Raw genomic sequence first — 25,500 nt, forward strand, 5'->3', positions numbered from 1 at the left:
AACGATTTAAAATGCCCTTCGGGGCATTTTTTTATGCCATTTTTAAAAATCCCCCCTTTTTGATTTATCTAAAAAAATAGCATAACAACAGAGATTGCCCTCTTCTCATTCAATAGCTCACTTTTCATATAAGCACTGCATTTTTTCTACTGTCTGCTTTTAAACAAAGCTGCCCTTTTTTCTGCTGATTATTAAACATATAAAAATCATATCTATTTTATATTATTGTTTTAATTATATTTTTTAATTGGCATACAATTTGAAATATGCACTGTTGAGAAAAATACCAATCATAGGATAGAACAATGTCAAAACGTCAAATTAAACTCGGTGCCTTTATTCCCGCGACCGCTCAACATGCTGCGGGCTGGCGTCATCCTGAATCTCGCCCTCAAGACCACTTGAATCTTGATTACATTATCGAACTCGCAAAAACCGCAGAAAAGGGTTTATTTGATGCTTACTTTTTAGCAGATGGCTTATCCGTTCGTTGGGGTTCGGCAATTGAAGGTGAATTAGGCTTAGGGGATAAAGGCGTCGGCTTTGAACCGGTGACCTTGTTTGCTGCGTTGTCTGCAGTGACCAAAAATCTGGGCTTTATTGCGACCGCATCAACCACTTATGAAGATCCCTACATTTTGGCGCGTAAATTTGCGTCTTTAGATCATATTTCCAAAGGTCGTGCAGCATGGAATGTGGTGACCACCGCATCCCCCGATACCGCGCGTAACTTCGGCTTAGAACAACATCCAGATCCTAAAACACGTTATGAACGTGCCGATGAATTTATCGAAGTAACCCAAAAACTTTGGGATTCTTGGGAAAATGATGCCTTTATTTATAACAAGGAAACGGGGCAATTTTTCCATGCCGATAAAATTCACGAGCCAGAACACAAGGGCAAATATTTTAGCGTCCAAGGCCCCCTAAACGTCTCTCGCCCACCGCAAGGTTATCCGGTGATTGTGCAAGCGGGCCAGTCCGAAGATGGCCGAGAGCTTGCAGGAAAATATGCTGAGGTCATCTTTACCGCTCAACAAAATTTGGAAGATGCCCAAGAGTTCTATCGTGATGTCAAAAGCCGTTTAGTGAAATATGGCCGTCATGCAGATGACTTGAAAATCATGCCGGGTGTGTCTATTTTCGTGGCTAAAACTGAACAGGAAGCGCAAGAAAAATATGAATTATTGAACAGCTTAATTCATCCAAAAGTCGGTTTAAGTTTATTGTCAGGTTTATCTGGCGGGATTAATTTAGAAAAATATGACCTGGATGCTCCTTTCCCGAAACTTGAAGATGCCGACATTAATTTCTCCAGCCGTCAGCAAATGATGATTGATATTGCGCGCAAGCATAATTTTACCATTCGCCAACTGTATGAATATATTGCATCAGCACGTGGTCACTGGACTCTCATTGGCACGCCTGAACAAGTGGTGGATCAACTGCAACAATGGTTCGAAAATGAAGGCGCGGATGGTTTTAATATTTTGCCGCCGACCACCCCTGCCGGTCTGAATGACTTTGTCGAATTTATTGTGCCTGAACTGCAGCGCCGTGGCCTGTTCCGTACCGAATATGAAGGCTCAAGCTTGCGTGAAAACTTAGGACTGAAACGTCCTGAAAACCAGTATGTTTTGGCACGTCAACAAGTAAAAGCCTCTTAAGTTAAAACCAATTAAAAATCCCTCATTTATGAGGGATTTTTTATATCGGATTATTTTTAAAAGATATAAAAAAACCCGCTTTACGCAGGCTTTTGGATCAAACAAAAATGTGACTACCAGGCAAACTGGTAATCGGAAAACTTCGCTGGCTTACTGTGGAGTTGATCTTTGAATGGGTCACTAAAATCGAGCAAAATATCATTTTTAATATTGTGCAAACGCACATCTTCACGTTTGCGTGGATGCACAACGGGCACATCCACAATGCGTTTAATTCGACCCGGATGCGGCTGCATCACCACCACGCGATCACCTAGAAATACCGCTTCTTCCACATCATGGGTCACAATTACCATGGTGATTTTTTCTGCCTGCCAAATCCGCTGCAATTCATCTTGCAGGTTCTGACGGGTTAAGGCATCCAGTGCGCCAAATGGTTCATCCAGAAACAAGATTTCCGGACGATTCACCAAACTGCGGGCAATCGCCACGCGCTGGTTCATCCCGCCTGAAAGCTGCGATGGATAGGCATTGGCAAAACTGGTCAGATTAACCAGTTGCAGATGTTCATCAATCAGCTTGTCTTCTTCAGCACGGGTCAGCTTACTTTGATGCAGTGCAATACGCACATTTTCACGCACGCTTAACCACGGAAAAAGACGATGGTCCTGAAATACGATCCCGCGGTTTAAACTGGTGCCAAAAATCTTTTTGCCATCCACCTGGATCTGACCTTGATAGCTGTTTTCCAGTCCAACCAATAAGCGTAATAGTGTGGATTTACCACAACCACTGCTGCCGACAATACTGATAAATTCTCCCGGCTGGATATCTAAATTAATATCGTCCAGTACAGTAAGTTTGTCATTATTTTGCGTTGGATAGGTTTTACTCAGTTGCTGAATAGATATATGGCCTGTTGCTTGCTGTGTCATAACTCAATTCTCCTGTAAAGCTTGAGGTCATGGCGAATTACAGCTTCGCCAAGGACACTTCCGTCGATTTGATCAATACCACCACTTCAGAACCCACTTTAAGATCAAGATCTTTGACTGAACGGGTACTAATAATTGAAGTGAACAGACCTGCTTTGGTTTCCACATTGATTTCTGAAACAACGTCACCTTCTAATACTTCTTGAATAACGCCTTTAAATTGATTACGTACGTTAACAGCTGTGATTGTCATTATAATTACTCTGTGTTTATGATTTACTTAATATAAAATATTTTTAGCTGATCATTTATCTCGATTTAATATTTAGTTATGCATGCTTTATTTATCTGTTTAACAGATATATTTATCAAAAAGTATTTATGCAGCAAAACAGATAATTAAATATCGTTTTATTATTTATTTTTCGATATTAAATATTTCATGATGAGTTCAATTTTTATAATGAAGCAAATCATATGTCTATATTAACGCATCCTAGCGTCAGTCAGACGGTTCGCTACGAACGCGCCCGAGCGACCGTCTTTGAAGATCCTCTATCAAAGGCGTTACTGGAGCGCATTGAACAAATTGCGCCAAGCGATGCCAATGCCTTGATTATTGGCGAAACCGGTACGGGTAAGGAATTGGTGGCCAGACAAATTCACGCCTTGAGTCACCGTGCCAAAGGCCCTTTTATTGCGGTCAATTGCGGCGCCTTAACCGAATCTTTAGCAGAAAGCGAGTTATTCGGTCACGAAAAAGGTGCCTTTACCGGTGCAATCAATCAGCGCATTGGCTGGTTTGAAGCAGCGCACAATGGCACATTGTTCTTAGATGAAATTGGTGATTTATCGCTGCCGATGCAGGTGAAATTACTGCGCATTTTACAGGAACGCGAGATTGTCCGGGTCGGCTCGCTCAAGCCGATTCGGATTAATGTACGGATTATTGCAGCGACCAATATCGACCTTGAAAAAGCCGTACTGGAAGGTAAATTCCGTGAGGATTTATTTTACCGCTTATACGTAGCTTTACTACGAATTCCAAGACTTGCAGAGCGTCGTGACGACATTTTACCGCTGGCAAAATTCTTTGTGGAACGCTATCAAACCAATCCCCATGCCACCCCTTTACGCATCTCGCCTTTAGCGCTAAAAAAGTTACATCAGCACCGCTGGCCCGGTAATATTCGTGAACTGGAAAACACCATTCATCATGCGGTTTTAGTCAGTCAGAATGGTGTGATTGAACCAGATGATATTCGCTTCTCAAACCTTCTGCATAGCCGCAGCAAAGGACAAAATCCAAGTACACAGCAAAACGATTTAGACCTATCTGCACTACCAGAAATTTTAGCCAATGCCGATGCTGAAAAATTATTGCAATCCACCTTTCAACATTTGTTTCAAGCCTCGCAGCAATTGCCACAACTGAATATCAATGAACTGATTGAAGAACAGTTTATTCGTAGTGCCTATGCTTACTGCGAATACAATCAGGTGTATACTGCACGCTTGCTTGGCGTGACACGCAATGTGATTCGCACGCGTTTAATGAAATATGCATTATTATAATTAAATGTATTTTTTAAAAATAAATCAGACACTATATTAAAAAATACATAATTTATTTTAGAGTTTTATTTTAATTTAAACTAAAAAATCAATATTTTATTTATTTTAAAACTTACATACTTATTATTTTAGCAAACATAAAAAAGCAGTGAATCAACACTGCTTTTTTACATTTTTATATCATTCTGAGGGATTACGTTTCCAGGCAGTAAAGTATTTTTCCAAACCAATCAGAATATAATTAAACGATAGGCCGACCAAGGTAATCACTAAAATCCCGACAAACATTTGTGGAATTTCAAAACTAAATTGTGAATACATAATCAGGTAACCCAGACCTGCTTTGGCACCGAACATCTCAACCGCCACCAGCGCCAGGATCGAGATCGCTCCAGCCAAGCGGATGCCGACAAAAATGGTCGGCACCGATGCCGGCAAAATCACTTTACGGAACAATTGATAGGGTTTTAAACCCATGGTACGCGCTGATTTAATCAGTAGCGGATCAACCGTTTGTACCCCGGTAATGGTATTTAACAGAATCGGCCAGGTGCACGCATAAACCAGCAAACTAATTTTTGAGGCTTCACCAATACCTAAAAATAAAATGAATAGCGGCATTAATGCGAGCGCAGTGGTGTTACGAAACAGTTCCAACAATGGGTTTAAAGTTTCTGCAACCAGTTTGTACCAACCAATCACCAGCCCTAATGGAATGGCAATCGCTAAGGCCAGGACAAAGCCGATAATGGAACGTTGAATACTGGCAAAGAAATGCGTACCCAATTGACCACTTTGATAGAGCTGCCATGCCGTATCCAGGACGACCGACAACGGCGGTAAAAATGCGGGACTGACCACACCTAAGCGTGGCAAACTTTCCCAAAGTAATAAAAATAAAATGATGGCAATACTGCGTTTAAAAATGGTGTTGAGCCACGTGAGTTGTAGTCGCGGTTTTGCCGCGCTATAGGTTTCGCTATGTACGATAACCTGTTGAGTCGATGACATGATGAATAATCCTCAATTTTATTTATGCGTGTGCAAGCTGTTTGTCTTTTTCGAGTGCTTGCGCCTTAATCACTTCTTCGCTTAAAAGCGACCAGATTTGATGACGAATTTTGCCGTATTCCGCCGTGGAGCGAATGTCCTCAGCTTTGGCTTTCAGGCTGGCTGGAATGTCGATGACTTCCTTAATTCGCCCTGGCCTGGAGGTCATAATCGCCACACGCTGGCTGAGGAAAATTGCTTCATCAATACTATGGGTGATAAAAACAATGGTTTTTTTCGAGCTTTGCCAGATTTTAATCAGCTCTTCTTGCAAGGTTTCACGGGTCTGCGCATCCAATGCGGCAAAGGGTTCATCCATCAGTAAAATTTCAGGTTCATAAGCCAAGCTACGGGCAATGGCAACACGCTGTTTCATCCCCCCTGACAGTTCATTGGGATAATGCTTTTCAAAACCTGAAAGTCCTACCAGTTGCAAATAATACTGAGCTTTTTCACGACGGGTTTTCTTGTCTACACCTTTGGCTTCCAGGCCAAATTCAATATTTTCCAAAGCAGTCAGCCATGGATAAAGCGCATATTGCTGAAATACAATGCCACGATCCAAACCCGGCTGGGTAATTTGCTTACCACTGAGTAAAATTTGCCCCGAAGAGGGTTTGGTTAAGCCCGCAATCAGGTCAAGTAAAGTCGATTTACCGCAACCACTTGGTCCAACAATGGAAACAAATTCACCGTGTTGGATATCTAAAGTGACATTTTCAACCGCGATGAATTCAGGTTTATAATTTTTGCTATGAGGATGATTTTGCGCAGGAAAAACCTTACGCACATGATCTAAATTTAAGGCACTGGTCATTATTGTATTCCTTTTCTAAGCTTAATTTTTTTGTGCTGCATAAGGATTAAATTCATTGCTGTACAGCGTGCTGACATTCAGCTGATGCGGTTTTAATTTTTGCTCTTTTACCAACGCTTTGACCCACGGCGCGAAGTCTTGGTCTTTTTGTACCCCACCCACCGCTTTTACCCCTGTTCCGGTGTAATACGGAATCAGGACTTTAGTTTCGTTGCGCTGACGTTTATCAATAATGCTTTCCATACGCGTCACAATTTGCTCTTTCGGAGTGTGATGCAACCACTCTTGCGCACGTGCGACACCGCTCACAAAGGTTTTTGCTGCATCACGATGCTCTGTAATAAAGTCCTTACGCATCGCATAACTGCCCGCGGTAAATGGACCGTATAACTCAATGTCTTTAAAGATCGGGCGCACACCACCACTCTTTAATGCGCGTTTTTCTAAAATGCCTGAGAACACCGCAATATCAATTTGACCATTTCGCAGCGCTTGTTCGGTACTGACCGGCGGCAAGACAATCAGCTCCACATCACGAATTTCTTTTTCAGTTAAACCATGACGTAATAAGTAATCTTTGATGACAAACTCATAATGTGCGCCAAAGGCATTCACCGCGACTTTTTTACCAATAAAATCACGTGCGCTACGAATCGGACTATTTTCCAGTACATAGAAACCCACGTTCATTTCCGTATCGCTACCGTAGGATGCAACAACTGGCACGACATCCAGTCCCGCTGCAATCACTTTCACCACGGCGCCATTAAAGGCAGAGGCAAAATCGACATCGCCTGAAACCAGGGTTAGTAAATCCTGTGGGCCACCTTGCACCGTACCCACATAATCCAGTTTAATTTTACCCAGATAACCCAAGTCTTGTGCCAGCTCAGGCAAGGACACCAGACCGGGATAACTTTGATAACGTAAATGCGTGACTGCTGCGGCAGGATTTTTTTCCAGCTGTTGTGTGCTACAACCAGCAATCACACTGGTTGCAATCACTGCACCGAGCAGCGCTTTTTGCCAAAATTTAGGAAGTATTTTCATTGTTATTTCTCCTAGCTACGCTGCTGCCAGCGCAGTACTTTTCGTTCTATACGGGCTAGGATGCTGTTTAAAATCACTCCAACCATGCCAATGCTCAACATGCCTAAAATAATCAAAGACACATTAAACTGCTCACGACCACGAATGACCAGATTACCCAGTCCAACACCATAATTTGCCAATAGAAATTCGGAACCCACGGTTGCCAGCCAGGCAAAAATCAAACCCAGTTGCAGACCGACAGAAATCTGTGGACTGGCTGCCGGTAAAATCAGCTTGCGGTAGGTGTAGAGTTTGGGAAATTGATAGACTCTTGCGACTTCGCTGTATTTCGCACTGATGCTGCTCACGCCTTCAAGGCTATGCAAGGCGACGGGATAAAATACTGAAAGACTAATAAACAAGATTTTTGCGCCGTTGCCATAGCCTAAAAAGGTCGAGATCAACGGCAACCATGCAAACAGTGAAACCTGACGTAACACATTAAAACCGGGTGCGAATAGCCAGTTGATCCAGCGCGTGGTGCCTAAAGCTACACCAAAGGCAACACCTAGACTGGCGCCAATCGCATAGCCGACAAAATTACGGCTCAGGCTGGCGGCAAACCCTTGCCAAAATTCAGCTTGGCTAAAGCTCTGGATAGCACCCATTAGTACCGTGAGTGGCGATGGAATCAATTTAGGATCGAGCCACTGTAAAGCCGATGCTAGCACCCAAAGTGCAATAAAAGTGATAGGTAAAATCAAGGCTTGCAGCACTTTGATACTTTTTTCCACCCCTGGATTTACGCTGATTACTGATTTTGCAAGACTGAGTTCTGACATGATTAGCCTCCTACTCGTGTTGCGTAAAAACGAGCAAGGCGTTCAAAGGCAGCCAATACACTGTCTAAAACAAAGCCCGTGATGCCAATTAAAATGATGCTCATGAAAATAATATCCATCTGCATCAATTGACGTCCCCATACCATCAGAAAGCCAATGCCTTCACTACTGGCCAGTAGTTCGACAAAGACCAAAGCTAACCATGCCTGCATTACGCCTTGACGCAAACCACTAATAATGGCCGGCAGACTGGCAGGCAGAATCACTTTAGAAAAGGTCTGAAATTTAGAGAATTGATAAACTTGCGCTACTTCTAGCAAACGGTTTGATACTTGTTGAATGCCTTTAAAGGTCGCAATCAATACTGGAGAAATTACCGTAAGTGAGATCGCAACAATCTTCAAGGCTTCATCAATGCCCAAGAAAATCATCAGCAGTGGAATACAGCCTATGATCGGAAACTGGGTCAGTAAGTTGATACTCGGTAACACAAAACGCTGCGCGCGTTGTGACAATGCAAACCAGATCCCAAAGCTTAAGCCTAAGCTGACACCTAAAGACACACTCCATAAAATACGTTTGGCGCTGGTGGCAAAGTGAAATTGCAAATCACCGGACTGCCAAAGTTCAACACTGGTACTCCACACCAATTGTGGCGCGGGCAAAATCTGTTCTGGCAACCACTGCTGCACGGTTGCCACATGCCACACCGCCAAAAACAACACCGGTAGCAGCAGACCACAAGCCAATTGCAAGGTTACTTTCAGGTATTTCTTAAAAAATTCAAATGTACTCCGGTAACTTTGCCACTGTACCGAATGTGTGCTTACATTCGTAAGGCTCATGGTTCTTGTCCTTCTGCGAGTTGTTGTGAATCATCAGGTTTTAAAAAAGAGATAAATGCCTGATCATGAGAGATCAATAAAATCAGTCCGATAAATGCCAGACCAATTGGGAAAAATAAATTTTGTAAGCCGATGCTGGCGCCAAAGGCTGCGCCTAAAAAGCCACCAAACAAACCACCAGCCGGACCGACCAAAGCCAAAATCGGTGAGATTTTTGCCATCGCGGTTTGCTCGCCGACTTTGGCAAAGGACATAAAGTTGGCAATATGCAACATGCCCAAACCCAGTCCCAACATCAGCGATGACGGCCACATCCAGAATGTGACCGGGGTCAATGCCAAAATCAGTAATGCACTGCTAATTAAACTCAGTCCGATCCAGTAAAATTTAGAATAGCCAATCAGTTCAGCCAAGCCACCCAGTGTGAAAAGTGAGCCGACAAACACAATGCCTTGGGTGGTGAGCAACATCACCGCGACCGATTCCGACATGGAGAAACTTTGAATCGCGATGACGACAATAAAAAAGCCAAAATAATTATTTGCGATACTGCTTAAAAACTCTAAAGCGCAGACTACACGTAAAGCTGCATGGGTTTTCAGTAATGCCAATGGAGCCACCACATCACGCAATTTAAAACTCGGTGCATTGGCTGCGGTTTGATGAATCGGCTGAAAGCAAAAGGGTGCAAAAAATAGTGTGGCCAGAAACATCACAGCTACACAGTAAAAACTGCCGCCATAACCAAAATACTGAATCAGCAATACGGTCAAAGCTGGGGCAATCAGGAAAAATCCCATCATGTGCGAACCACGGAACCAGCCTGCTTTGGCTGGCCCAAGGCGTTTTAGATTGCTCAGAAAAACCGTATTGATCGAGACAAAACGCATCGGTAAAACAAAGCTCACCAATGCAGTCAGCATAAGTAAGTACCAAGCACTTTCTTGCAGCGGAGTCAGTGCATATAAAGCCGCACCAATCACACTACCCAGACTAAAAACTTTCAGTGAACCCAGACGCTGCACCATGACCCCAATCGGCAGTGCCATCAACAAAACACCTGCACTTTGCGCTGCCGCAATCAGTCCCAACTGAAACTCAGTCGCCTCAAGTTGCACGGCGTACAATGAAATCAGGATACGTGCAACGCCCACACCTAAACCGGCAATAATCGTCAACAGCACAAAACTGCTCATGAATTTTGCGGTTAATGGTGTAGTGACAACATTGCTTTCAATTGGATTCATAGCCATGTTCCTGAATTATTTCGGCTGGCCATTGGCATTAAAGGTGCGCCAATAGTTCTGCAAATTCAGTTCTTTTAAAGCATTGTTTAAATACTTTGGTTCGTACCAGGTTTTGGTATCGACATCGCGGCGGATTAACTTCGCATCTTTGGCAATTTTTAAAGCACTGTCGATTTGTGAACGATGGAATTCATCCAGTAATGGCGTATTGCGATCTTTTAGGTTCCAGCCATCCCAGGTTTTTTGGTAATCGACCAGTGGAATACCGCTTTGTGACCACAACTTATATTGAGTGACACGGTTAGCTTCTTCTGAACTCCACTTTGCTTGTTTGATCAGTGTCGTGACGACACGTTGCGTCACTTCTGGATATTGTTTTTCAAAACTTTCGGTTACCCAAAAATGTGCAATCGGGGCAACTCTCGGGTCTTTAATTTCAATTAAAGTTTTTGCGACTCCACGTGAAACCAGACTAAAGGGTGAAGTAATCGCGGCATCAATATCACCTGTTGCTAGAGATGTACGCGCAGAATAACCATCTTGTGAAATCACCCGTAGGTCACGTTCGGTAAAGCCATATTTAGCCAACACGCGATTAAAAACGATTTGTTGGTTGGTACCTTTAAAGATTGAAAACTTCTTACCCTTGAGGTCAGCAAAAGACTTCGCATTTGATCCAGCAGGGATCACCACATAGGTTGGACCAAAACGTCCCGTAGAAAACAAAACCTTGGTTTTCAGTCCAGTAGAACGACCCACCAATGAAGGTAAATCACCATGTAAAGCAAAATCGACTTTACCGTTGGCTAAACCTTCATTAGTTGCAGGGCCTGCACCCGGGAAGAATAACCATTTCACGACAATGCCATCTTTCTTAAATTCTTGCTCGAGTACACCGCGTAAATGCGCGGAAGCAACAAAACTACTGCCTGTTTTTGGCTTACCGCCTTCACCTGCACCCGACATAGAAATTCGGATTTCTTTTGGGTTGGCTGCATGGATGTGTAAACTTAAACCGAATGCGGAGAGGGCTAAAAATGTTGCCGCAATTTTTTTAGAAAAAAGTTTCATCGAACTGTTCCTTAACAATCAAAATTAAAAGGTGTATTGGAATTGCGCCTGCAATTCGTTGCTGTCTTTTTGTGATGCGGCTTCAATGTCGTAAGTGTAGTGATTGAGCTGCAACTGGAATTTGGTGGTCTGGGCAAAAAACAGGTTTAGGCCAAGTGAATGAATGTCATATTCACCTATACGGCCACTTGCGCTATCGAGATAATCTTGCTGATTTTTATTCGGGTTATAGCTGTCATAACGGTAGTAACCTTGAATCGATTTCGGCCAGAAATCGTCAAATTTGGCATTGGATTTAATACTGTTGTAGAACTGGTCACCCAGGGTATAGAACGCGGTAAAGGTATGCCCCTCCGCCTTGGCTTCTTTTATGGTAGGCACAGTCGTGTCGATATAATCGGTTTTGCCTTGTAGATATTCGTAGGTCACCCCAAAAGGTGCATGGTTGTAATAGACATCGAAACCCAGCCGATCACGTTTTGCTTTGTTGTCGCTAATACCTGAGCCGGATAATTTTGCTTCGCCTTTGATATAAGACGCACCGACTTTGAATTCACGTAACCAACTTGCATAGTCCACCGGCAAAGTGAATGCCACACGGCCAATATAGTCTTTGCCGTTATTGTCATCAGTTTTGTTGCTGCCATTGCCGTTGGTCACACCAAGCGCGTATTCAAACAACGGGGCACGGTAGTTCGCACCATAGTCCACAAAAGGCTTGGCATCACCACGCACAATCAAACCGTTTTGGCGGGTAAATAAACCTAGATAGGTGGGTGCGGTTGCTGTACTGATGGTGGGGCGTAAATCTTCAGGTGACTGGACATCCAGACCAAAAGGCAGTAATTGCTGACCTAGGGTTAAATTCAAGCGTGGAATTTCTGCGCCACCATTGGTCGACAATACGTGATAGCGCAGGTAGGCATCGAGCAAGTTAAAATTACTATTATTGCTGCCATCATTACGTTTTGAATAACCGAACGATGCTTGATAATCGAGGTTTTTGCCTTCGTTATAATCTTTAAATAAATTACCGCGTACACCCAGCAATGCCGTACCCACATCGAAGCTCGATTTAGGCGTATTGGGTGCAGTGTTATTGTCCTGCACATTGGCACGCAGTTGCACCGTACCGAATAAAGTTGTATCGCGGGTCGACTTGACCGTTTGACGTTCGTACTGACGAGACTGGTCATATTTATAGTTTTCTAAATCGGCACGTAAACCTTCAATGTCATCGGAGGTTGCCGGTGTTGGGCCAGCAGCCAGTTCAGATCCCTCGGTATCTTCACTGCTATAACTGTCTACGCTGTCATTCACGGGTACCACAACAGCAGCTTTGGCTTGGGGTTGTGCTTCAACAGCATTTAAGCGTTGTTGCAGGGTTTCAATTTGTTGTTTCAAGCTGCTCAGCTGCTGTTGTAAGTCAGCGTCACTGGCAAAGCTCAATTGACTGCTTGCAGATAAAATCAATGTCACTGCAAGGTTTAACGATGTTTTTTTCATACTCTCATTTCACTTTTTTGTGCCCCAAAGCGCAAAGCTGCCCCAACCCCAAGCCAAGAACTTGGGGGTAAATGTAGTGCGTGGGAAATATGGGTTATGCGGCCTGTCTCTTATTCAGTTTTCTTTATTTTCTGAACGAACTTCGGATAATTCACGTGATCAATAGTCCAGATCATCCAACAGCCATTTTTTAAATCAATTTCTATTAGCGACAGTAGGTACAGCCACACATAGTCATGCACATCACTAAATCAGCTGAAGTCATGTGGGCTATACTCAAGCACTGTGGTTTTACTTTTAAATGATTTAAATTGCGCATAGGTTTTGACCTATTCTTCATGTTTTAGTTTCTGTTATTTCGCAACAACCGTGCCAACCATATAAATTATTGTTTTTACTAAATTTATTGTTTTTATTCCAACCAGGCATGTTGGTTTTAACGCGGTATGTGTGTTGATATTTCAACACGTGCTTATTTCAAATCAGCTTGTTTCTATATTTTTATTTCTTATTTTTAGATATAAGGCTGCTTTTTAAACATCGCTCCAACTTCAATTTATAAGCTAAAACTTAAGGAAAAATAATTTTTTGAGTATTCGAAATACCGCAATTTTAAGGCATAAAAAAACCCGCGATTTGCGGGTTTTTAAGCGCTTTTGGTTTAAGCAGATTTCTTGCTTTTATTGCCTAATTTTGTAGCGAATGCCATAACACGCTGATAACCAGTCGGCAAAATGCGCTGCATCAAATCAATGGCTTTGGCATCATTACCAATCAATAAACGGCGTTTATCTTTTTGCACCGCTTCAATAATTTGACGTGCTGCTTCTTCTGGTGGGCAACGTAATAATTTATTGAAGGATTTTGCCGATTTTTCTGGATGCATACCTAAGCTTCGAATGCTGTCATTCATTTTTGCCGCATTGGCAATATTGGTACGAATACCGCCCGGGTGGACACATAGCGCACTTACCCCACAATTTTCCATGTCCAGTTCCTGACGCAGTGATTCAGTAAAACCACGTACCGCAAATTTGGTGGCGTTATAGGCAGACTGGGTTGGTTGAGCCGTTAAACCAAACAGACTGGAAATATTGATGATATGCCCTTCACCCGATTTCTTGATTAAAGGTAAAAACTCTTTGGTGCCATAGACCACACCCCAGAAGTTAATATTCACAATCCATTCCAGTTCTTCGTAACTTGCCCCTTCAACGGTTGAACCTAATGCCACACCGGCATTGTTAAAAATCATGTTGACTGAACCATGATCCTTCACGGTTTCTGCGGCCCAGTCACGCACTTCTTCAAGCTTGGCCACATTGACTTTTTTCGTCGTCACCCGGACATGACTCTCTTTGACCAATTCAACTGTCTTTTCCAAACCTTGCTTATTCACATCACTTAAGGACAAATGACAACCTTGCTTTGCCAAAAGTACAGCCAATTGCTGACCAATACCTGAACCCGCACCGGTAATGGCTGCGACTTTATTTTTAAAATTTTTCATGACTCATCCTTATTCAATTTTTTCTGCACCATTCACCTAAACATCTCGATTGTTTTTCTGTTGGGATGAGGTGCAGTTCATCCATCCAATATAATTTTGACAATACTCATTGTCAATATAATATATGATCAATAGCAAGATCAAAGACCATCTGGCCATTTTCAGCATAGGTCTGTGAATAAATTATTGTTAACATAGGGCAAAACCTAGATTTAATTCGGCACACCATATTTATGACTGAACAACACGAAAATCTTGAACAACAACAAAATAAGCCGTCGAAAAGCAAAGAACGTCAATTTAAAGGCCTGTCTTTAACTGAGCGTAAACAGGCACGTCGTGAAAAACTGATTGAAGCAGGCATTGAAGCCTATGGCACGCATGGTTTTTTTGCGGTGACGGTAAAAGATATTTGCAATGAAGCCAAACTGACCGAACGTTACTTCTATGAATCTTTTAAGAAAAGTGATGAACTGTTTCAAACCATCTTTTTAAAATTGATCGATCAATTGCAGCACAATGTCATGCAAGCCATCATGCAGGCCTCGACCGACCCACGCAAAATGATTGAATCAGGCTTAACCGCCTTACTCACCACATTAAAAGATAATCCAGGTATGGCACGGATTATTTATATCGATGCCATGCTGGTTCAGGAGCTGCATAATCAAGCCACCATTCATGAAACCATGTTACGTTTTGACCGCATGATTCATGCCTTTGTCATGTTAATGATGCCGCATATTGACCGTTCTGAACGTGAAATTTCTTTAGTTGCAACTGGGCTAAATGGCTATGTCACTCAAATTGCCATTCGCTGGGTGGTCAGTGGCTTTAAACAGTCGATGCAAGAGGTTTTATCGTCTTGCAGTATTGTTTTTCTATCGTTGCTGGATACTTTTTCAGAAAAAGAAAAAATAATGAAAAAAGAAAGTTCATCTTAATCTTCAGGTTAAAATTCACCCAATGCGTTGAATTCATTATATTTAGATGACTGATTTATTTTAAATTGTTTATTTTTCAGTATAAGAATTGTCACATTTCTTTGCGAAAATTGGCATACTCCCCTTTTCTGCAATGATACTGTCATAATTAATCTTTGTAATAAGCCTGTCATAAAATACAAAACGGTTCACCGTTAACATCAAATAGGATATTGCGTTGTGAAAGATGACTATATATTAATCGTCGATGACGAACTTCCCATTCGAGAGATGATTCATACATCTTTAGACATGGCAGGCTTTCAATGCTTACAGGCAGAAGATGCTAAACAAGCCCACCAAATGATCGTGGATCAACGCCCTGCGCTTATTTTATTAGATTGGATGTTACCGGGTGGTATCAGCGGAGTTGACCTCTGCCGCCGCTTAAAACGCGATGAAAGCTTAAATGAAATTCCAGTGATCATGCTGACTGCACGCGGCGAAGAAGACCATAAAGTACAAGGTCTCGATGCGGGCGCAGACGACTATATGACCAAACCTTTCTCGACCCGGGAACTGGTTTCACGTATTAAAGCGGTATTACGTCGTGCCAATGCCTTAAGTGGCGAAAAAACCATTGATGCCAATGGTCTGATGCTTGATCCGGTCAGCCAGCGCGTCAGTTACGCTGATAATATTCTAGAGATGGGGCCAACAGAATACCGTTTATTGGCATTCTTTATGACCCATCCGGAACGTGCCTATACCCGTGCTCAATTGCTTGATCAGGTTTGGGGTGGTAACGTGTATATTGAAGACCGTACCATTGACGTGCATATTCGCCGTTTACGTAAAGTGCTGGAACCTTTTGGGGTTGACCGCTATATACAAACCGTTCGTGGCACAGGTTACCGTTTTTCTACCCGCGCGGATGTCGCTTTAGGTTAGTCGTTTTTTAGGTAAATCACATTTTATGTATGAACCCTACCCCATCCCGGAAATTGCACGAGAACATAAACAATTCCGTTACAGCAGTTTATGGACTTTTGCCAAGCAAGATTTACGTTTACTGGCCTTTTTACTGCTCATTGCAGCTTTAATGGGTATCGGGATTGGGTATTTTTGGATTTTTATTTTCATCGCTTTCGCGATATTTTTTGCTCTGCAACTCCGTTCACTGTATTTGGTGAATGAATGGATTTCTAACCGTCCTTATGATGTTCCGCCCAACTTGGATGGCATCTGGGGCGCATTACTGTTTAATGTTTATCGCGCACAGCGCCAAGAACGTATTGTACAAGCAGAAATGGTCGGCTTAATTGACCGCGCACAATCTTCACTGGTTGCGCTAGCCGAAGCCGTGGTTCTGATTGATGACTTACATCAAATTGAATGGTGGAATCCCGCAGCGGAAAAGTTACTCGGGATAAAACCTTTAGATCGGGGCCGTAATATTTTAACCCTGCTGCGTCAGCCGAATTTTATTCAATATTTCAACAATATCGACGATGCGCCCGACGGCTTGAAAATGAAATCTTCAGCCTTTGAAGACCATTATGTACAAGTCAAAATGACCCGTTTTGGTGGCGAGAGCCGTCTATTGGTGGCTTATGACGTCACCCGCATGCATAATCTGGAACAAATGCGTAAAGACTTTGTCGACAATATTTCCCATGAACTGCGTACCCCCTTGACCGTACTCAGTGGTTATATTGAAACCTTTACCGATCAGGAAGATTTAAATCCACGCTGGAAACGTGCCTTTGACCAGATGCAGGCACAAACTAGACGTATGAATGCCTTGGTCAATGACTTATTACTGCTCTCTCGTTTAGAAAGCAGCAAGCAAATTGCCAAGAACCAGATTATTGAAATGCCGAGTCTGATGAACCAGCTGTTTGATGATGCTCAAGCCTACAACGTTGACTATCACCACACGCTAAATCTAGATATTGACAGTCATTGCGACCTGATTGGTTCAGATACCGAACTGGCCAGTGCTTTCAGCAACCTGATTACCAATGCCATTAAATACACCCCTAAAGGCGGAACCATTACCATGGGTTGGCATGATGATGGCGAGCATGGCATCTTTACCGTTGAAGATACCGGGATCGGGATTGACCCCAAACATCTGCCGCGTTTGACCGAGCGTTTCTATCGTGTCGATAGCGCACGTAGCCGTCAAACCGGTGGAACTGGTCTAGGACTGGCCATTGTGAAACATGTACTCATGCAACACGGTGCACATTTAGAAATTGAATCGAAAGAAAACCAGGGCTCAACTTTTAAAGTGATCTTCCCTAAAGAACGCCTCTACCAGATGAGCTAGACGTACAGTATATCTGGCTCATTCTAAGCCAGGTTCTGTTCTTTAAACTTTGCTCGCTGATAAGCCGGGCGTTCCCCCAAACGTTTTACATAGGCCGAGATATAAGGATATGACCCTGATATTCTTGACTGAATGGCCTCTAACGGAAAACCCATCTGAATATCGGCAAAAGAAAAATCGCCTGCCACATATTCATGCTTCGCCAAATAATCTTCCAGATAGTTAATATGATCTTTTAAACGCGGTTGAATAAACCCAGCCTTCACCCCTGCTGTAATTTTTTTCGCGACCGGCTTTACCAGCCAGGGTACTTGTTTCGGTACATTGTTCATTACCAATTGCATCACCAACAACGGCATTAATGAACCTTCCGCATAATGCATCCAATAGCGATATTGCTGCTGATCTTTCTTATTCTGCAGTTTAAATTGCTGTTGCTGATCATAGGTTTCTTGCAGATATTGCAAAATCACCGCAGATTCGGCAATGGTTTGATCCGCATCGGTCAATACCGGTGCTTTAGCTAAAGGATGAACCAGTTTTAATTCAGGCGGTGCGGCAAAAGTGGGTAAGCGTTTATAAAACTTGACCTGATAATTCAGAGCCAGTTCCTCTAAAGCCCATAAAATTCGAAAGGAACGGGATTGATCTAAGTGGTGCAATGTAATCATTATTTTGCTCTCTATTTTTTCTGCTTTGACTATACGTATAGCCCTAAAAAAATGACATCCTGCTTTACACAAAATGTCATTTCAATCGGTTCATCAACTTAGACAAGTACAGTATTAATGTCTAGGCTACGTAACAATGTTTTGGTCACCGGCGTTTTACTGCTGATCTCTAAAACCTTTTGCTTTAGCTCATCCGACAAAGGTTGTGCAAACGACAAACGACGTTCAATCCACTCTTTGCCTTCTTTATTGGCATTAAAATCGGCTTCAATAGAAAACTCACCCAGCTCTATGCCTTTATGACTGGCATACATGCGTAGCGTAATCATGGTACAAGAAATCAAACCTGAACAAATCAAATCATAAGGTGCAGGGCCTTTATCCTGCCCACCAAAAGATTCGGGTTTATCCGTCATAAATTGGTGTGTCCCAGTCTTGATCTCGCCCGACCAAGGTTCGGCCAAGCTGTGTACTTCTGCATTTGCAATAATGGCCATGAGGATGATCATTCCTAAATATTATTTTTATTTAGAGGCACGCATTTTATCCGGGAATGCCGGCGCTTCTAAGCGTGGTCCTGGATAATCAGGAATATTGCCAAAGCGTTCATCTTGTTCAATCCAGTGATCACGAGCCTTGCAAAGTTCTTCCTGAGTACGACCGACAAAGTTCCACCACAATAATATTGGCGACTCAAAAGGTTCCCCACCCAACAGTAGAATACGGCTACCCGCATGCAGCTGGATTTCAATTTCAGCCACCCCCGGCTCAAGAACGACCATATTGTCTTCAGTCAGTTCATGACCATTCACGACAGCACCCCCACCCAAAGCCATGAAACCGTATTCAAATTTTGGATTGAGTTTAATTCGGGTGGTAGCTGATTCTTTTGCCGTTAAATCCACCCCGAGTAATTCCGTATGTACGGCTACCGGTGATTTGGTTTTTAAAAACTCTCCGACCAATACGGTAAATTCAACCTGATCTTTTTCTACGACTGGAAGTTCTGGATAATGCTCAAAACAGGGCGCCATATTCATTTTATCATCTGGCAACGCAATCCAGAGCTGTGCAGCATGCATATGAGTTTCAGTTTCTGGTGCAACTTCAGTATGTGAAATCCCATAACCTGCGGTCATCAAATTGACCTGCTTCGGGCGAAGTAACTGTTTTGTACCCAAACTATCCGTATGCATCATGGTGCCTTCAATCATCCAGGTGAAGGTCTGCAAACCTATATGTGGATGAGGTCCAACATCTAAGCCATCACCTTGTGGAAAAGTCACGGGACCGGCATGATCCAAGAAACACCATGCCCCAATTAAGCGTTTATGGCGACTTGGCAAAGCACGTTTGATCAGGGTTCCCTGCCCAATTTCCGCGCTACGTAAAGGAAATTCCTGAATAAATTGATTCACGTATTTTTCACAATCATCTGAATCAGAAAGCTCTATATAATTGCTATTGGTCATATTTTTATCCTGAATCGTACGGACTAAACCGTTCTTGAATGTCCTGAATCTATTCTTATGATCATATAGGCTCTTACAGATTCAGCCTATAGCTAAGTTAATACGCTGAATACCATGTATAGAACAATATTACTTTTGAAATTTTCCTTAATAAAACAATCTCTTCATTCTTCATCCACCCTACTATTCATGTCCTATTCATATGAATTTTATATATAAATAAAATTTTGTCACAATTGCCCACCCCATTAATTGTTTAAGTTATATACAAAATTCATTACTATCCCTATTATTCTTGCTTTATGAAGCCCACACAGAAAGGGGTATCTCCATGTTTAGGGGAGATCAAAAAATTTCTCATAACAACAATGATAAAAATCCTGATCAGATTGGGACAAATGTGGATAAAAATTCAAATCATGAAGCTGCCTATATTTTACCAAAGCAGCTGTGTACTGTTGAAAATCAAAAAGAGATAGAACAAGAATTACGAGATCCAGCCACACGTATTCCGGATCAATTTCAACAATATTACTTGGACTATCAAAACAAACACCAACGACAATTTTTAAAATGCGTCAATTTTATTGGTCAGATTATATTTTTAAGTTACTTTTTTGTAGACTGGTTGCTGATCCCTGAAATTGGCATGCTTTCAGGTATTTCACGGATTATTCTTGTGGTCTGTGCAATATTAATCAACGGGATCGCCTTTCGTTACTGCAAAAATATTAAAATTATAGACAGCTTACTTCCCATATACGTCGCGGTAGCAGTTGCACTATGGCTAGATCTTCTGGTTTTGTCACATAGTCCAATCGTGACCACGTATATATATGCCGCTGTGATTTTTATTTTATTGGGCAATTTATCTGTACAAGTTTCTTTTCGAAATTCAATTTTCACCTCTTTGCTAATTAGTGCTGTCATTTTTTATGGTGTATTTCAGTTGGTCAGCCTGGATGAAATGGTTTTATTTTCTCTCATCTATGTCCCTGTTTTATTACTCAGCATGTATATCAGCTGGAATAATACTTTAAATTCAAAACGCAATTTTTTACGGGTTCTATTAAATGACTGGAACTACTATGCTTTAAGTGAACTGGCACATACAGATGAGTTAACTCAACTCAATAATCGTCGACAGTTTTTGCAGGTTGCTGAACAAGCCATTCAGAAATGGCCAAAATATAATTTAGCCTGTTTATTGATGCTGGATATCGACTTTTTCAAAAACATTAATGACACCTATGGACATGATATAGGTGATGAAGTGCTTCGGGTACTTGCTGAAATTGCTCGCAAGGAAATGCGACACACCGATGTGTTAGCCCGTTTTGGTGGCGAAGAATTTATTGCATTACTGCCAAATACCACACTAGAAGATGCAGTCACGATTGCAAATCGATTGTGCCGAACAATTGAAAGTCATCAAATCTGTATTAAAGATAAATTCTATTTCAATTTTAGCGTATCTATTGGGGTATCCCAACTGCAACCGCATCAAAATGATTTGAATTTACTGATTAAAAATGCAGATATTGCCCTTTATCAAGCCAAGAAAAATGGCCGCAATCAGGTGGCGATTTATACGTATGAATGATTAAAATGAATCACTAAAAAGTTTCTTCATCAAAACGGTCTTGGTCGATTTTATAAATAATATAGATATTAACTTAACTCAACTTAATCATTTAATAAAAACTTACAACTCAAACACATGTACATTAAATATTTATTTGTTTTACTACTTCTTTGTCATAGAATAAAAAATAATCTATTACATATATACAAAAAAATAAATCACACTTCTATCAATTTAGTAGAACAATACAATGATCGATGAGTATAAAAAAGAATCTCGTTTTTTCATTCAAGAGATTTTAAAACGCCCTTTTGTGCGAATTCCTTCTTCCCTAGAACATGAATTTCATACCTACCAAAAAGACCAAATCTTTAAGTTTTTACTGCAAGTCAATATTCTTGCCCAATGTACCTATGCCGCTTATAGCGTTGCAGACTATTTTATTCTTCCTGATGTTGGCTCTCTTGCGGTGTGGCTGAAACTGTCTTATACCGCTTTGATAAGTCTCGTCACGGTACTGATTTATAAGTTTAGTCGAAGTGTTCAATTATTTGATTTAATATTACCCCTATCCATTATTGGGGCTTCTGCGATTTGGTTTTATTTACTCAATTTATCGCATAGTCCCGACAGACCCATTTATTTGTATGCCTCTTTAGTATTTGTCGTCTTGGCCAATCTATGTGTACAAATTCGTTTTATGCCTGCTGTGATCATTTCTTTTTTAATCTCGGCAGTCATTTATACTGGAGTATATTTTGTTGTTGATCGTAATTGGCATCAAATGCTACTTTTCTCTCTCATCTACAATCCCGTATTTATGTTCAGTCTTTATATCAGCTGGACTTCAACACAAAAATCCAAAATGTTATTTTTACATAGTAAATTAGATGAAATTAATTGCCAGGCGCTTAATATCATCGCACATCCAGATGCGCTGACTGGGCTGCATAACCGTCGTCAATTTACGCAGCTAGCCGAACAAGAAATCCAATCGGCTCAAAAATTTGCTCATCCTATTTGTTTATTAATGTTCGATATAGATGAATTCAAAAAAATTAATGAATGCTATGGACATGATATTGGCGATCTGGTGTTACAACAGATCGCTGAAACCAGCAGCAATATTTTACGTGCGAATGACGTGTTAGCGCGTTTTGGTGGTGAAGAATTTATTATGCTTTTACCACGAGCGCATTTGGAACAAACTCAGCAAATTGCTGAACGTTTACGCAAAGCCATTGCAAATAGTCATTTAAAGATTGATGATGGCACCACGCTTCAATATACCATTTCTATTGGCATAGCTGAATTTAGTGTTCAAAACCCAGATTTAAATAGTGTCATTAAACGTGCTGATGAAGCACTGTACCAAGCCAAAAAGAATGGACGTAATCAAACTCGAGGTTTTCAGCCTTTTAAGCCTTAATTTTTTTGCGTAAATAAAAAAGGACGCCAAAGCGTCCTTTTTTCAATAATTTTCTTAACTGGCGCGGGCACAGCCCTTACCGTAATTTAGGCAGGAAGCAATGCTTTCTGAAAGCCCTAAATTACTCCCATTCAATCGTCGCTGGTGGCTTAGATGACACGTCATAAACTACACGTGAAACATCTTTAATTTCGTTCATGATACGAGTCGAAATCTTATCAACCAATTCATATGGAAGATGAGCAAAGCGTGCTGTCATGAAGTCAACCGTTTCAACTGCACGAAGTGCAATCACCCATGCATAACGACGACCATCGCCTACTACACCAACAGATTTAACCGGTTGGAATACAGCGAATGCTTGAGCAGTTTTGTCATACCAACCGCTGGCACGAAGTTCTTGCATGAAAATGTCATCCGCTAAACGAAGGATGTCAGCATATTCTTTTTTCACTTCACCCAAAATACGCACGCCCAAACCTGGACCCGGGAATGGATGACGATAAAGCATTTCGTGCGGCAAACCTAAAGTTGTACCTAAACGACGTACTTCGTCTTTAAACAGGTCACGAATTGGCTCAACCAACTCAAATGCTAAATCTTCTGGCAAACCACCCACATTGTGGTGTGATTTAATCACATGTGCTTTACCATTTTTAGTTGCCGCAGATTCGATTACGTCTGGGTAAATTGTCCCTTGAGCAAGGAAGTTTACGCCATCCAGCTTACGCGCTTCTTCAGCAAAGACTTCAATGAATTCACGACCAATGATTTTACGTTTTTTCTCAGGATCAACTTCACCTGCAAGTGCAGTCAAGAAACGTTCTTCAGCATCGGCACGAATCACACGGATACCCATGTTTTTGGCAAACATGTCCATCACTTGCTCGCCTTCGTTTAAACGAAGCAAACCGTTATCTACGAATACGCAAGTCAATTGATCGCCAATCGCACGGTGTAAAAGTGCAGCGACCACAGATGAATCTACGCCACCTGAAAGACCGAGCAATACTTTTTGATCGCCAATTTGTTCGCGTAATTGTTCAACACGAAGGTCGATAATATTTTCAGAGTTCCAAAGATTACGACATCCACAAATGTTATGGACAAAGTTAGATAATAACTCTGCGCCTTTTGCAGTATGGGTTACTTCTGGATGGAACTGTACACCGTAGAAACGACGTTTTTCATCGCTTACCGCTGCAAATGGACAGCTTGGTGTGCTGGCAGTCACAGAGAAACCTTCTGGTATCGCACTCACTTTATCACCATGGCTCATCCAAACATTAAGTTTGTTTTCGCCATCGATTAAATCACCAAGAAGTTGGTCACGGATTAAAACATCAACCGCAGCATAACCAAATTCATGCACTGTACCTGGCTCTACTTTTCCGCCAAGTTGTTCAGACATGGTTTGTAAGCCATAGCAAATACCTAATACAGGTACACCCAAGTTAAATACAACTTCAGGTGCGCGTGGACTACCTTCTTCATGAACACTTTCAGGACCACCAGACAAGATGATACCGTTTGGATTAAATGCGCGAATGTCTTCTTCAGACATGTCATAGGCATACATTTCAGAATATACACCAGCTTCACGTACACGACGTGCAATAAGCTGACTGTATTGAGAACCGAAGTCCAAGATCAGGATGCGGTCTTCAGTGATTTGAGTATTGGTAGTCATGACAAACAACTATGTAAGGCAAACGAAATAAGCGCTGCATTCTATCATTTTTCGTCGCATTAAGCACACTATTCGCACAAGGCCTGTATTCAATTGATTGCATTATATTTTGATCATAAAAAAGCACCCTTTCGAGTGCTTTTTTATGTAGCAATTTTTTCTATTTTAATCACATCTATATCCATTGGTTGATTACGATGAGTGCAGACTTCACCAATTGCTTTAACTTTATCAACTACTTTCAAGCCTATTGATGTTTAGAAAACATCTTCCTCATCATGGTTGATTATACCAAATCCATTTATCAGATTGAGTTTCCATTCTTCCAATTCGAACCACATCTATTGTCATCGGTTGACCCGTATGGGTATCCACTTCACCAATCACCTTAACTTTATCACCTGCTTTCAAGCCCATCGGTCTCCATAAATCAGCATCCACTTCCATACCAATTTTGCCCGAGCTATCTTTCAGTTCATAATGATCCTTATGGGTTTTTCTAACAATTGTACCGGAGAGCGTGACCGCAGTTTCATCAGGGAGCTGTTTTGCTTCTGCAACAGTCACCATGTTTTGAGCAGCTTCAGTCATGATGACCTGATCACTTTTACCTGCCCATGCAGATGCTGTAGAAAACATTGAACCCGTAACAAACAGTGCCAATAACATTTTCTTCATGATTGACTCCACTAACTAGCTTCATCAGTCTTTATTGAAGCAAAATTCAGGCAATTTGTACGCAGCTTTTATGTACTGTGCATAGCTTTTATGTAATTACAAAAATGAAATGACCGGGCTAAAGTCATCTCATTTTTAGCTTCAATCATGCTTTCTCAATCAAATAATCCACGCTGAAATTTCCTGCGCCATGCAACATCAGGAACAATAGTCCACCCGTCATGGCGATATTTTTCATCAAGTGAATCGTATCATCTGGAGTGCCAGTGCCATGAAAAATAAAGCCGCAAATAAAGGTGAAAATCGCCAAACCCAAAGCGGCCAAACGTGCCTGAAAACCAAAGAACAATGCCAAACCACCACCAGCCACAATCAAGATGCTTAAAGGGAGCAATTCACCCGGCACACCTTTCGATTCCATATAACCGGCGGTGGCACTATAAGCATTTATTTTCATCCAGCCAGACATCAGAAAAATATAAGCCATCAGCACACGTGCCACCAGACTCACCAAGGCATTGGTTTGTGGGCCTTGAACCAGATTTTTTATAGTTACATTCGGATTGAACATGGGGTCAACTCTTGATTTTTGTTTTAATGACCTATTCATCCTAAGTCTA

The 25,500-nt window shown here is 41.7% G+C and carries 24 protein-coding genes; 7 read left to right on the forward strand and 17 right to left on the reverse strand.

Going from position 1 to position 25,500, the window contains the following annotated elements; translation table 11 throughout:
* Nucleotides 1-305 precede the first annotated feature (305 nt).
* Nucleotides 306-1,667 (forward strand): LLM class flavin-dependent oxidoreductase, encoded by a 1,362-nt coding sequence (locus tag HLH18_RS07750; protein WP_171546376.1) that lies wholly within the window; start codon nucleotides 306-308, stop codon nucleotides 1,665-1,667.
* 113 nt (nucleotides 1,668-1,780) lie between these two features.
* Here the strand turns inward: HLH18_RS07750 and HLH18_RS07755 are convergent, their stop codons facing one another.
* Nucleotides 1,781-2,602: an ABC transporter ATP-binding protein gene (locus HLH18_RS07755; RefSeq protein ID WP_171546377.1), complete on the reverse strand. Its 822-nt coding sequence runs from the start codon at nucleotides 2,600-2,602 to the stop codon at nucleotides 1,781-1,783.
* Nucleotides 2,603-2,639: 37 nt separating this feature from the next.
* The gene (locus tag HLH18_RS07760) at nucleotides 2,640-2,855 is read right to left on the reverse strand and encodes a TOBE domain-containing protein (protein ID WP_086193917.1); all 216 of its coding nucleotides are present in this window, start codon (nucleotides 2,853-2,855) and stop codon (nucleotides 2,640-2,642) included.
* A gap of 224 nt (nucleotides 2,856-3,079) precedes the next feature.
* On the opposite strand from HLH18_RS07760, the gene HLH18_RS07765 reads away from it, so the two are divergent.
* Nucleotides 3,080-4,177: a sigma-54 interaction domain-containing protein gene (locus HLH18_RS07765; RefSeq protein WP_171546378.1), complete on the forward strand. Its 1,098-nt coding sequence runs from the start codon at nucleotides 3,080-3,082 to the stop codon at nucleotides 4,175-4,177.
* A gap of 180 nt (nucleotides 4,178-4,357) precedes the next feature.
* On the opposite strand, the gene HLH18_RS07770 is transcribed toward HLH18_RS07765, so the two are convergent.
* From HLH18_RS07770 to HLH18_RS07810, 9 genes are all read right to left on the reverse strand, one after another.
* Nucleotides 4,358-5,188, reverse strand: coding sequence for an ABC transporter permease (locus HLH18_RS07770; protein ID WP_171546379.1), 831 nt, complete (start codon nucleotides 5,186-5,188; stop codon nucleotides 4,358-4,360).
* Between the two features lie 22 nt (nucleotides 5,189-5,210).
* Nucleotides 5,211-6,044 (reverse strand): ABC transporter ATP-binding protein, encoded by an 834-nt coding sequence (locus HLH18_RS07775; RefSeq protein ID WP_171546380.1) that lies wholly within the window; start codon nucleotides 6,042-6,044, stop codon nucleotides 5,211-5,213.
* Between the two features lie 21 nt (nucleotides 6,045-6,065).
* Nucleotides 6,066-7,094, reverse strand: a complete 1,029-nt coding sequence (locus HLH18_RS07780; RefSeq protein WP_171546381.1) for an ABC transporter substrate-binding protein — start codon at nucleotides 7,092-7,094, stop codon at nucleotides 6,066-6,068.
* An 11-nt stretch (nucleotides 7,095-7,105) separates the two neighbouring features.
* Complete coding sequence (locus HLH18_RS07785) at nucleotides 7,106-7,918, reverse strand: ABC transporter permease (RefSeq protein WP_171546382.1); 813 nt, start codon at nucleotides 7,916-7,918, stop codon at nucleotides 7,106-7,108.
* A 2-nt stretch (nucleotides 7,919-7,920) separates the two neighbouring features.
* On the reverse strand, nucleotides 7,921-8,763 hold the full coding sequence (locus HLH18_RS07790) for an ABC transporter permease (protein ID WP_171546383.1): 843 nt from the start codon (nucleotides 8,761-8,763) through the stop codon (nucleotides 7,921-7,923).
* Nucleotides 8,760-10,010 (reverse strand): MFS transporter, encoded by a 1,251-nt coding sequence (locus tag HLH18_RS07795; protein ID WP_171546384.1) that lies wholly within the window; start codon nucleotides 10,008-10,010, stop codon nucleotides 8,760-8,762. The genes HLH18_RS07790 and HLH18_RS07795 overlap by 4 nt, the downstream gene beginning before the upstream one ends.
* A gap of 15 nt (nucleotides 10,011-10,025) precedes the next feature.
* Complete coding sequence (locus tag HLH18_RS07800) at nucleotides 10,026-11,081, reverse strand: ABC transporter substrate-binding protein (protein ID WP_171546385.1); 1,056 nt, start codon at nucleotides 11,079-11,081, stop codon at nucleotides 10,026-10,028.
* 24 nt (nucleotides 11,082-11,105) lie between these two features.
* Complete coding sequence (locus HLH18_RS07805) at nucleotides 11,106-12,587, reverse strand: putative porin (RefSeq protein ID WP_171546386.1); 1,482 nt, start codon at nucleotides 12,585-12,587, stop codon at nucleotides 11,106-11,108.
* A gap of 661 nt (nucleotides 12,588-13,248) precedes the next feature.
* Nucleotides 13,249-14,097, reverse strand: a complete 849-nt coding sequence (locus tag HLH18_RS07810) for an SDR family NAD(P)-dependent oxidoreductase (RefSeq protein WP_171546387.1) — start codon at nucleotides 14,095-14,097, stop codon at nucleotides 13,249-13,251.
* Nucleotides 14,098-14,330: 233 nt separating this feature from the next.
* On the opposite strand from HLH18_RS07810, the gene HLH18_RS07815 reads away from it, so the two are divergent.
* The 3 genes from HLH18_RS07815 (at nucleotide 14,331) to phoR (ending at nucleotide 17,355) form a co-directional block, all read left to right on the forward strand.
* Nucleotides 14,331-15,041, forward strand: coding sequence for a TetR/AcrR family transcriptional regulator (locus HLH18_RS07815; RefSeq protein ID WP_171546388.1), 711 nt, complete (start codon nucleotides 14,331-14,333; stop codon nucleotides 15,039-15,041).
* A gap of 219 nt (nucleotides 15,042-15,260) precedes the next feature.
* Nucleotides 15,261-15,971, forward strand: a complete 711-nt coding sequence (phoB, locus tag HLH18_RS07820; protein WP_067725841.1) for a phosphate regulon transcriptional regulator PhoB — start codon at nucleotides 15,261-15,263, stop codon at nucleotides 15,969-15,971.
* Nucleotides 15,972-15,996: 25 nt separating this feature from the next.
* The gene (gene phoR, locus HLH18_RS07825) at nucleotides 15,997-17,355 is read left to right on the forward strand and encodes a phosphate regulon sensor histidine kinase PhoR (RefSeq protein ID WP_171546389.1); all 1,359 of its coding nucleotides are present in this window, start codon (nucleotides 15,997-15,999) and stop codon (nucleotides 17,353-17,355) included.
* Between the two features lie 23 nt (nucleotides 17,356-17,378).
* On the opposite strand, the gene HLH18_RS07830 is transcribed toward phoR, so the two are convergent.
* The 3 genes from HLH18_RS07830 to HLH18_RS07840 form a co-directional block, all read right to left on the reverse strand.
* Nucleotides 17,379-18,026 carry a glutathione S-transferase gene (locus HLH18_RS07830; protein ID WP_171546390.1) on the reverse strand — a complete coding sequence of 216 codons (648 nt, stop codon included), beginning with the start codon at nucleotides 18,024-18,026 and terminating at the stop codon, nucleotides 17,379-17,381.
* Between the two features lie 98 nt (nucleotides 18,027-18,124).
* On the reverse strand, nucleotides 18,125-18,523 hold the full coding sequence (locus HLH18_RS07835; protein WP_171546391.1) for an OsmC family protein: 399 nt from the start codon (nucleotides 18,521-18,523) through the stop codon (nucleotides 18,125-18,127).
* 27 nt (nucleotides 18,524-18,550) lie between these two features.
* A complete protein-coding gene (locus HLH18_RS07840; RefSeq protein ID WP_171546392.1) occupies nucleotides 18,551-19,498 on the reverse strand; it encodes a pirin family protein in 948 nt (315 codons plus the stop codon).
* 400 nt (nucleotides 19,499-19,898) lie between these two features.
* Here HLH18_RS07840 and HLH18_RS07845 point away from each other — a divergent pair, with 400 nt between their 5' ends.
* Nucleotides 19,899-21,101 carry a GGDEF domain-containing protein gene (locus HLH18_RS07845; protein WP_350642737.1) on the forward strand — a complete coding sequence of 401 codons (1,203 nt, stop codon included), beginning with the start codon at nucleotides 19,899-19,901 and terminating at the stop codon, nucleotides 21,099-21,101.
* A 232-nt stretch (nucleotides 21,102-21,333) separates the two neighbouring features.
* Nucleotides 21,334-22,512, forward strand: a complete 1,179-nt coding sequence (locus tag HLH18_RS07850) for a GGDEF domain-containing protein (RefSeq protein ID WP_171546394.1) — start codon at nucleotides 21,334-21,336, stop codon at nucleotides 22,510-22,512.
* Nucleotides 22,513-22,633: 121 nt separating this feature from the next.
* Here HLH18_RS07850 and guaA read toward each other — a convergent pair whose 3' ends face one another.
* The 3 genes from guaA to HLH18_RS07865 all read right to left on the reverse strand — a co-directional run bounded on the left by guaA (nucleotide 22,634) and on the right by HLH18_RS07865 (nucleotide 25,451).
* Nucleotides 22,634-24,202, reverse strand: a complete 1,569-nt coding sequence (guaA, locus tag HLH18_RS07855; RefSeq protein ID WP_171546395.1) for a glutamine-hydrolyzing GMP synthase — start codon at nucleotides 24,200-24,202, stop codon at nucleotides 22,634-22,636.
* 276 nt (nucleotides 24,203-24,478) lie between these two features.
* Complete coding sequence (locus tag HLH18_RS07860; protein ID WP_171546396.1) at nucleotides 24,479-24,880, reverse strand: NirD/YgiW/YdeI family stress tolerance protein; 402 nt, start codon at nucleotides 24,878-24,880, stop codon at nucleotides 24,479-24,481.
* 145 nt (nucleotides 24,881-25,025) lie between these two features.
* Complete coding sequence (locus tag HLH18_RS07865) at nucleotides 25,026-25,451, reverse strand: DoxX family protein (RefSeq protein ID WP_171546397.1); 426 nt, start codon at nucleotides 25,449-25,451, stop codon at nucleotides 25,026-25,028.
* Between the last annotated feature and the right edge of the window lie 49 nt (nucleotides 25,452-25,500).

It is taken from the genome of Acinetobacter sp. ANC 5414 (assembly GCF_013004295.1).
Lineage (GTDB): Bacteria > Pseudomonadota > Gammaproteobacteria > Pseudomonadales > Moraxellaceae > Acinetobacter.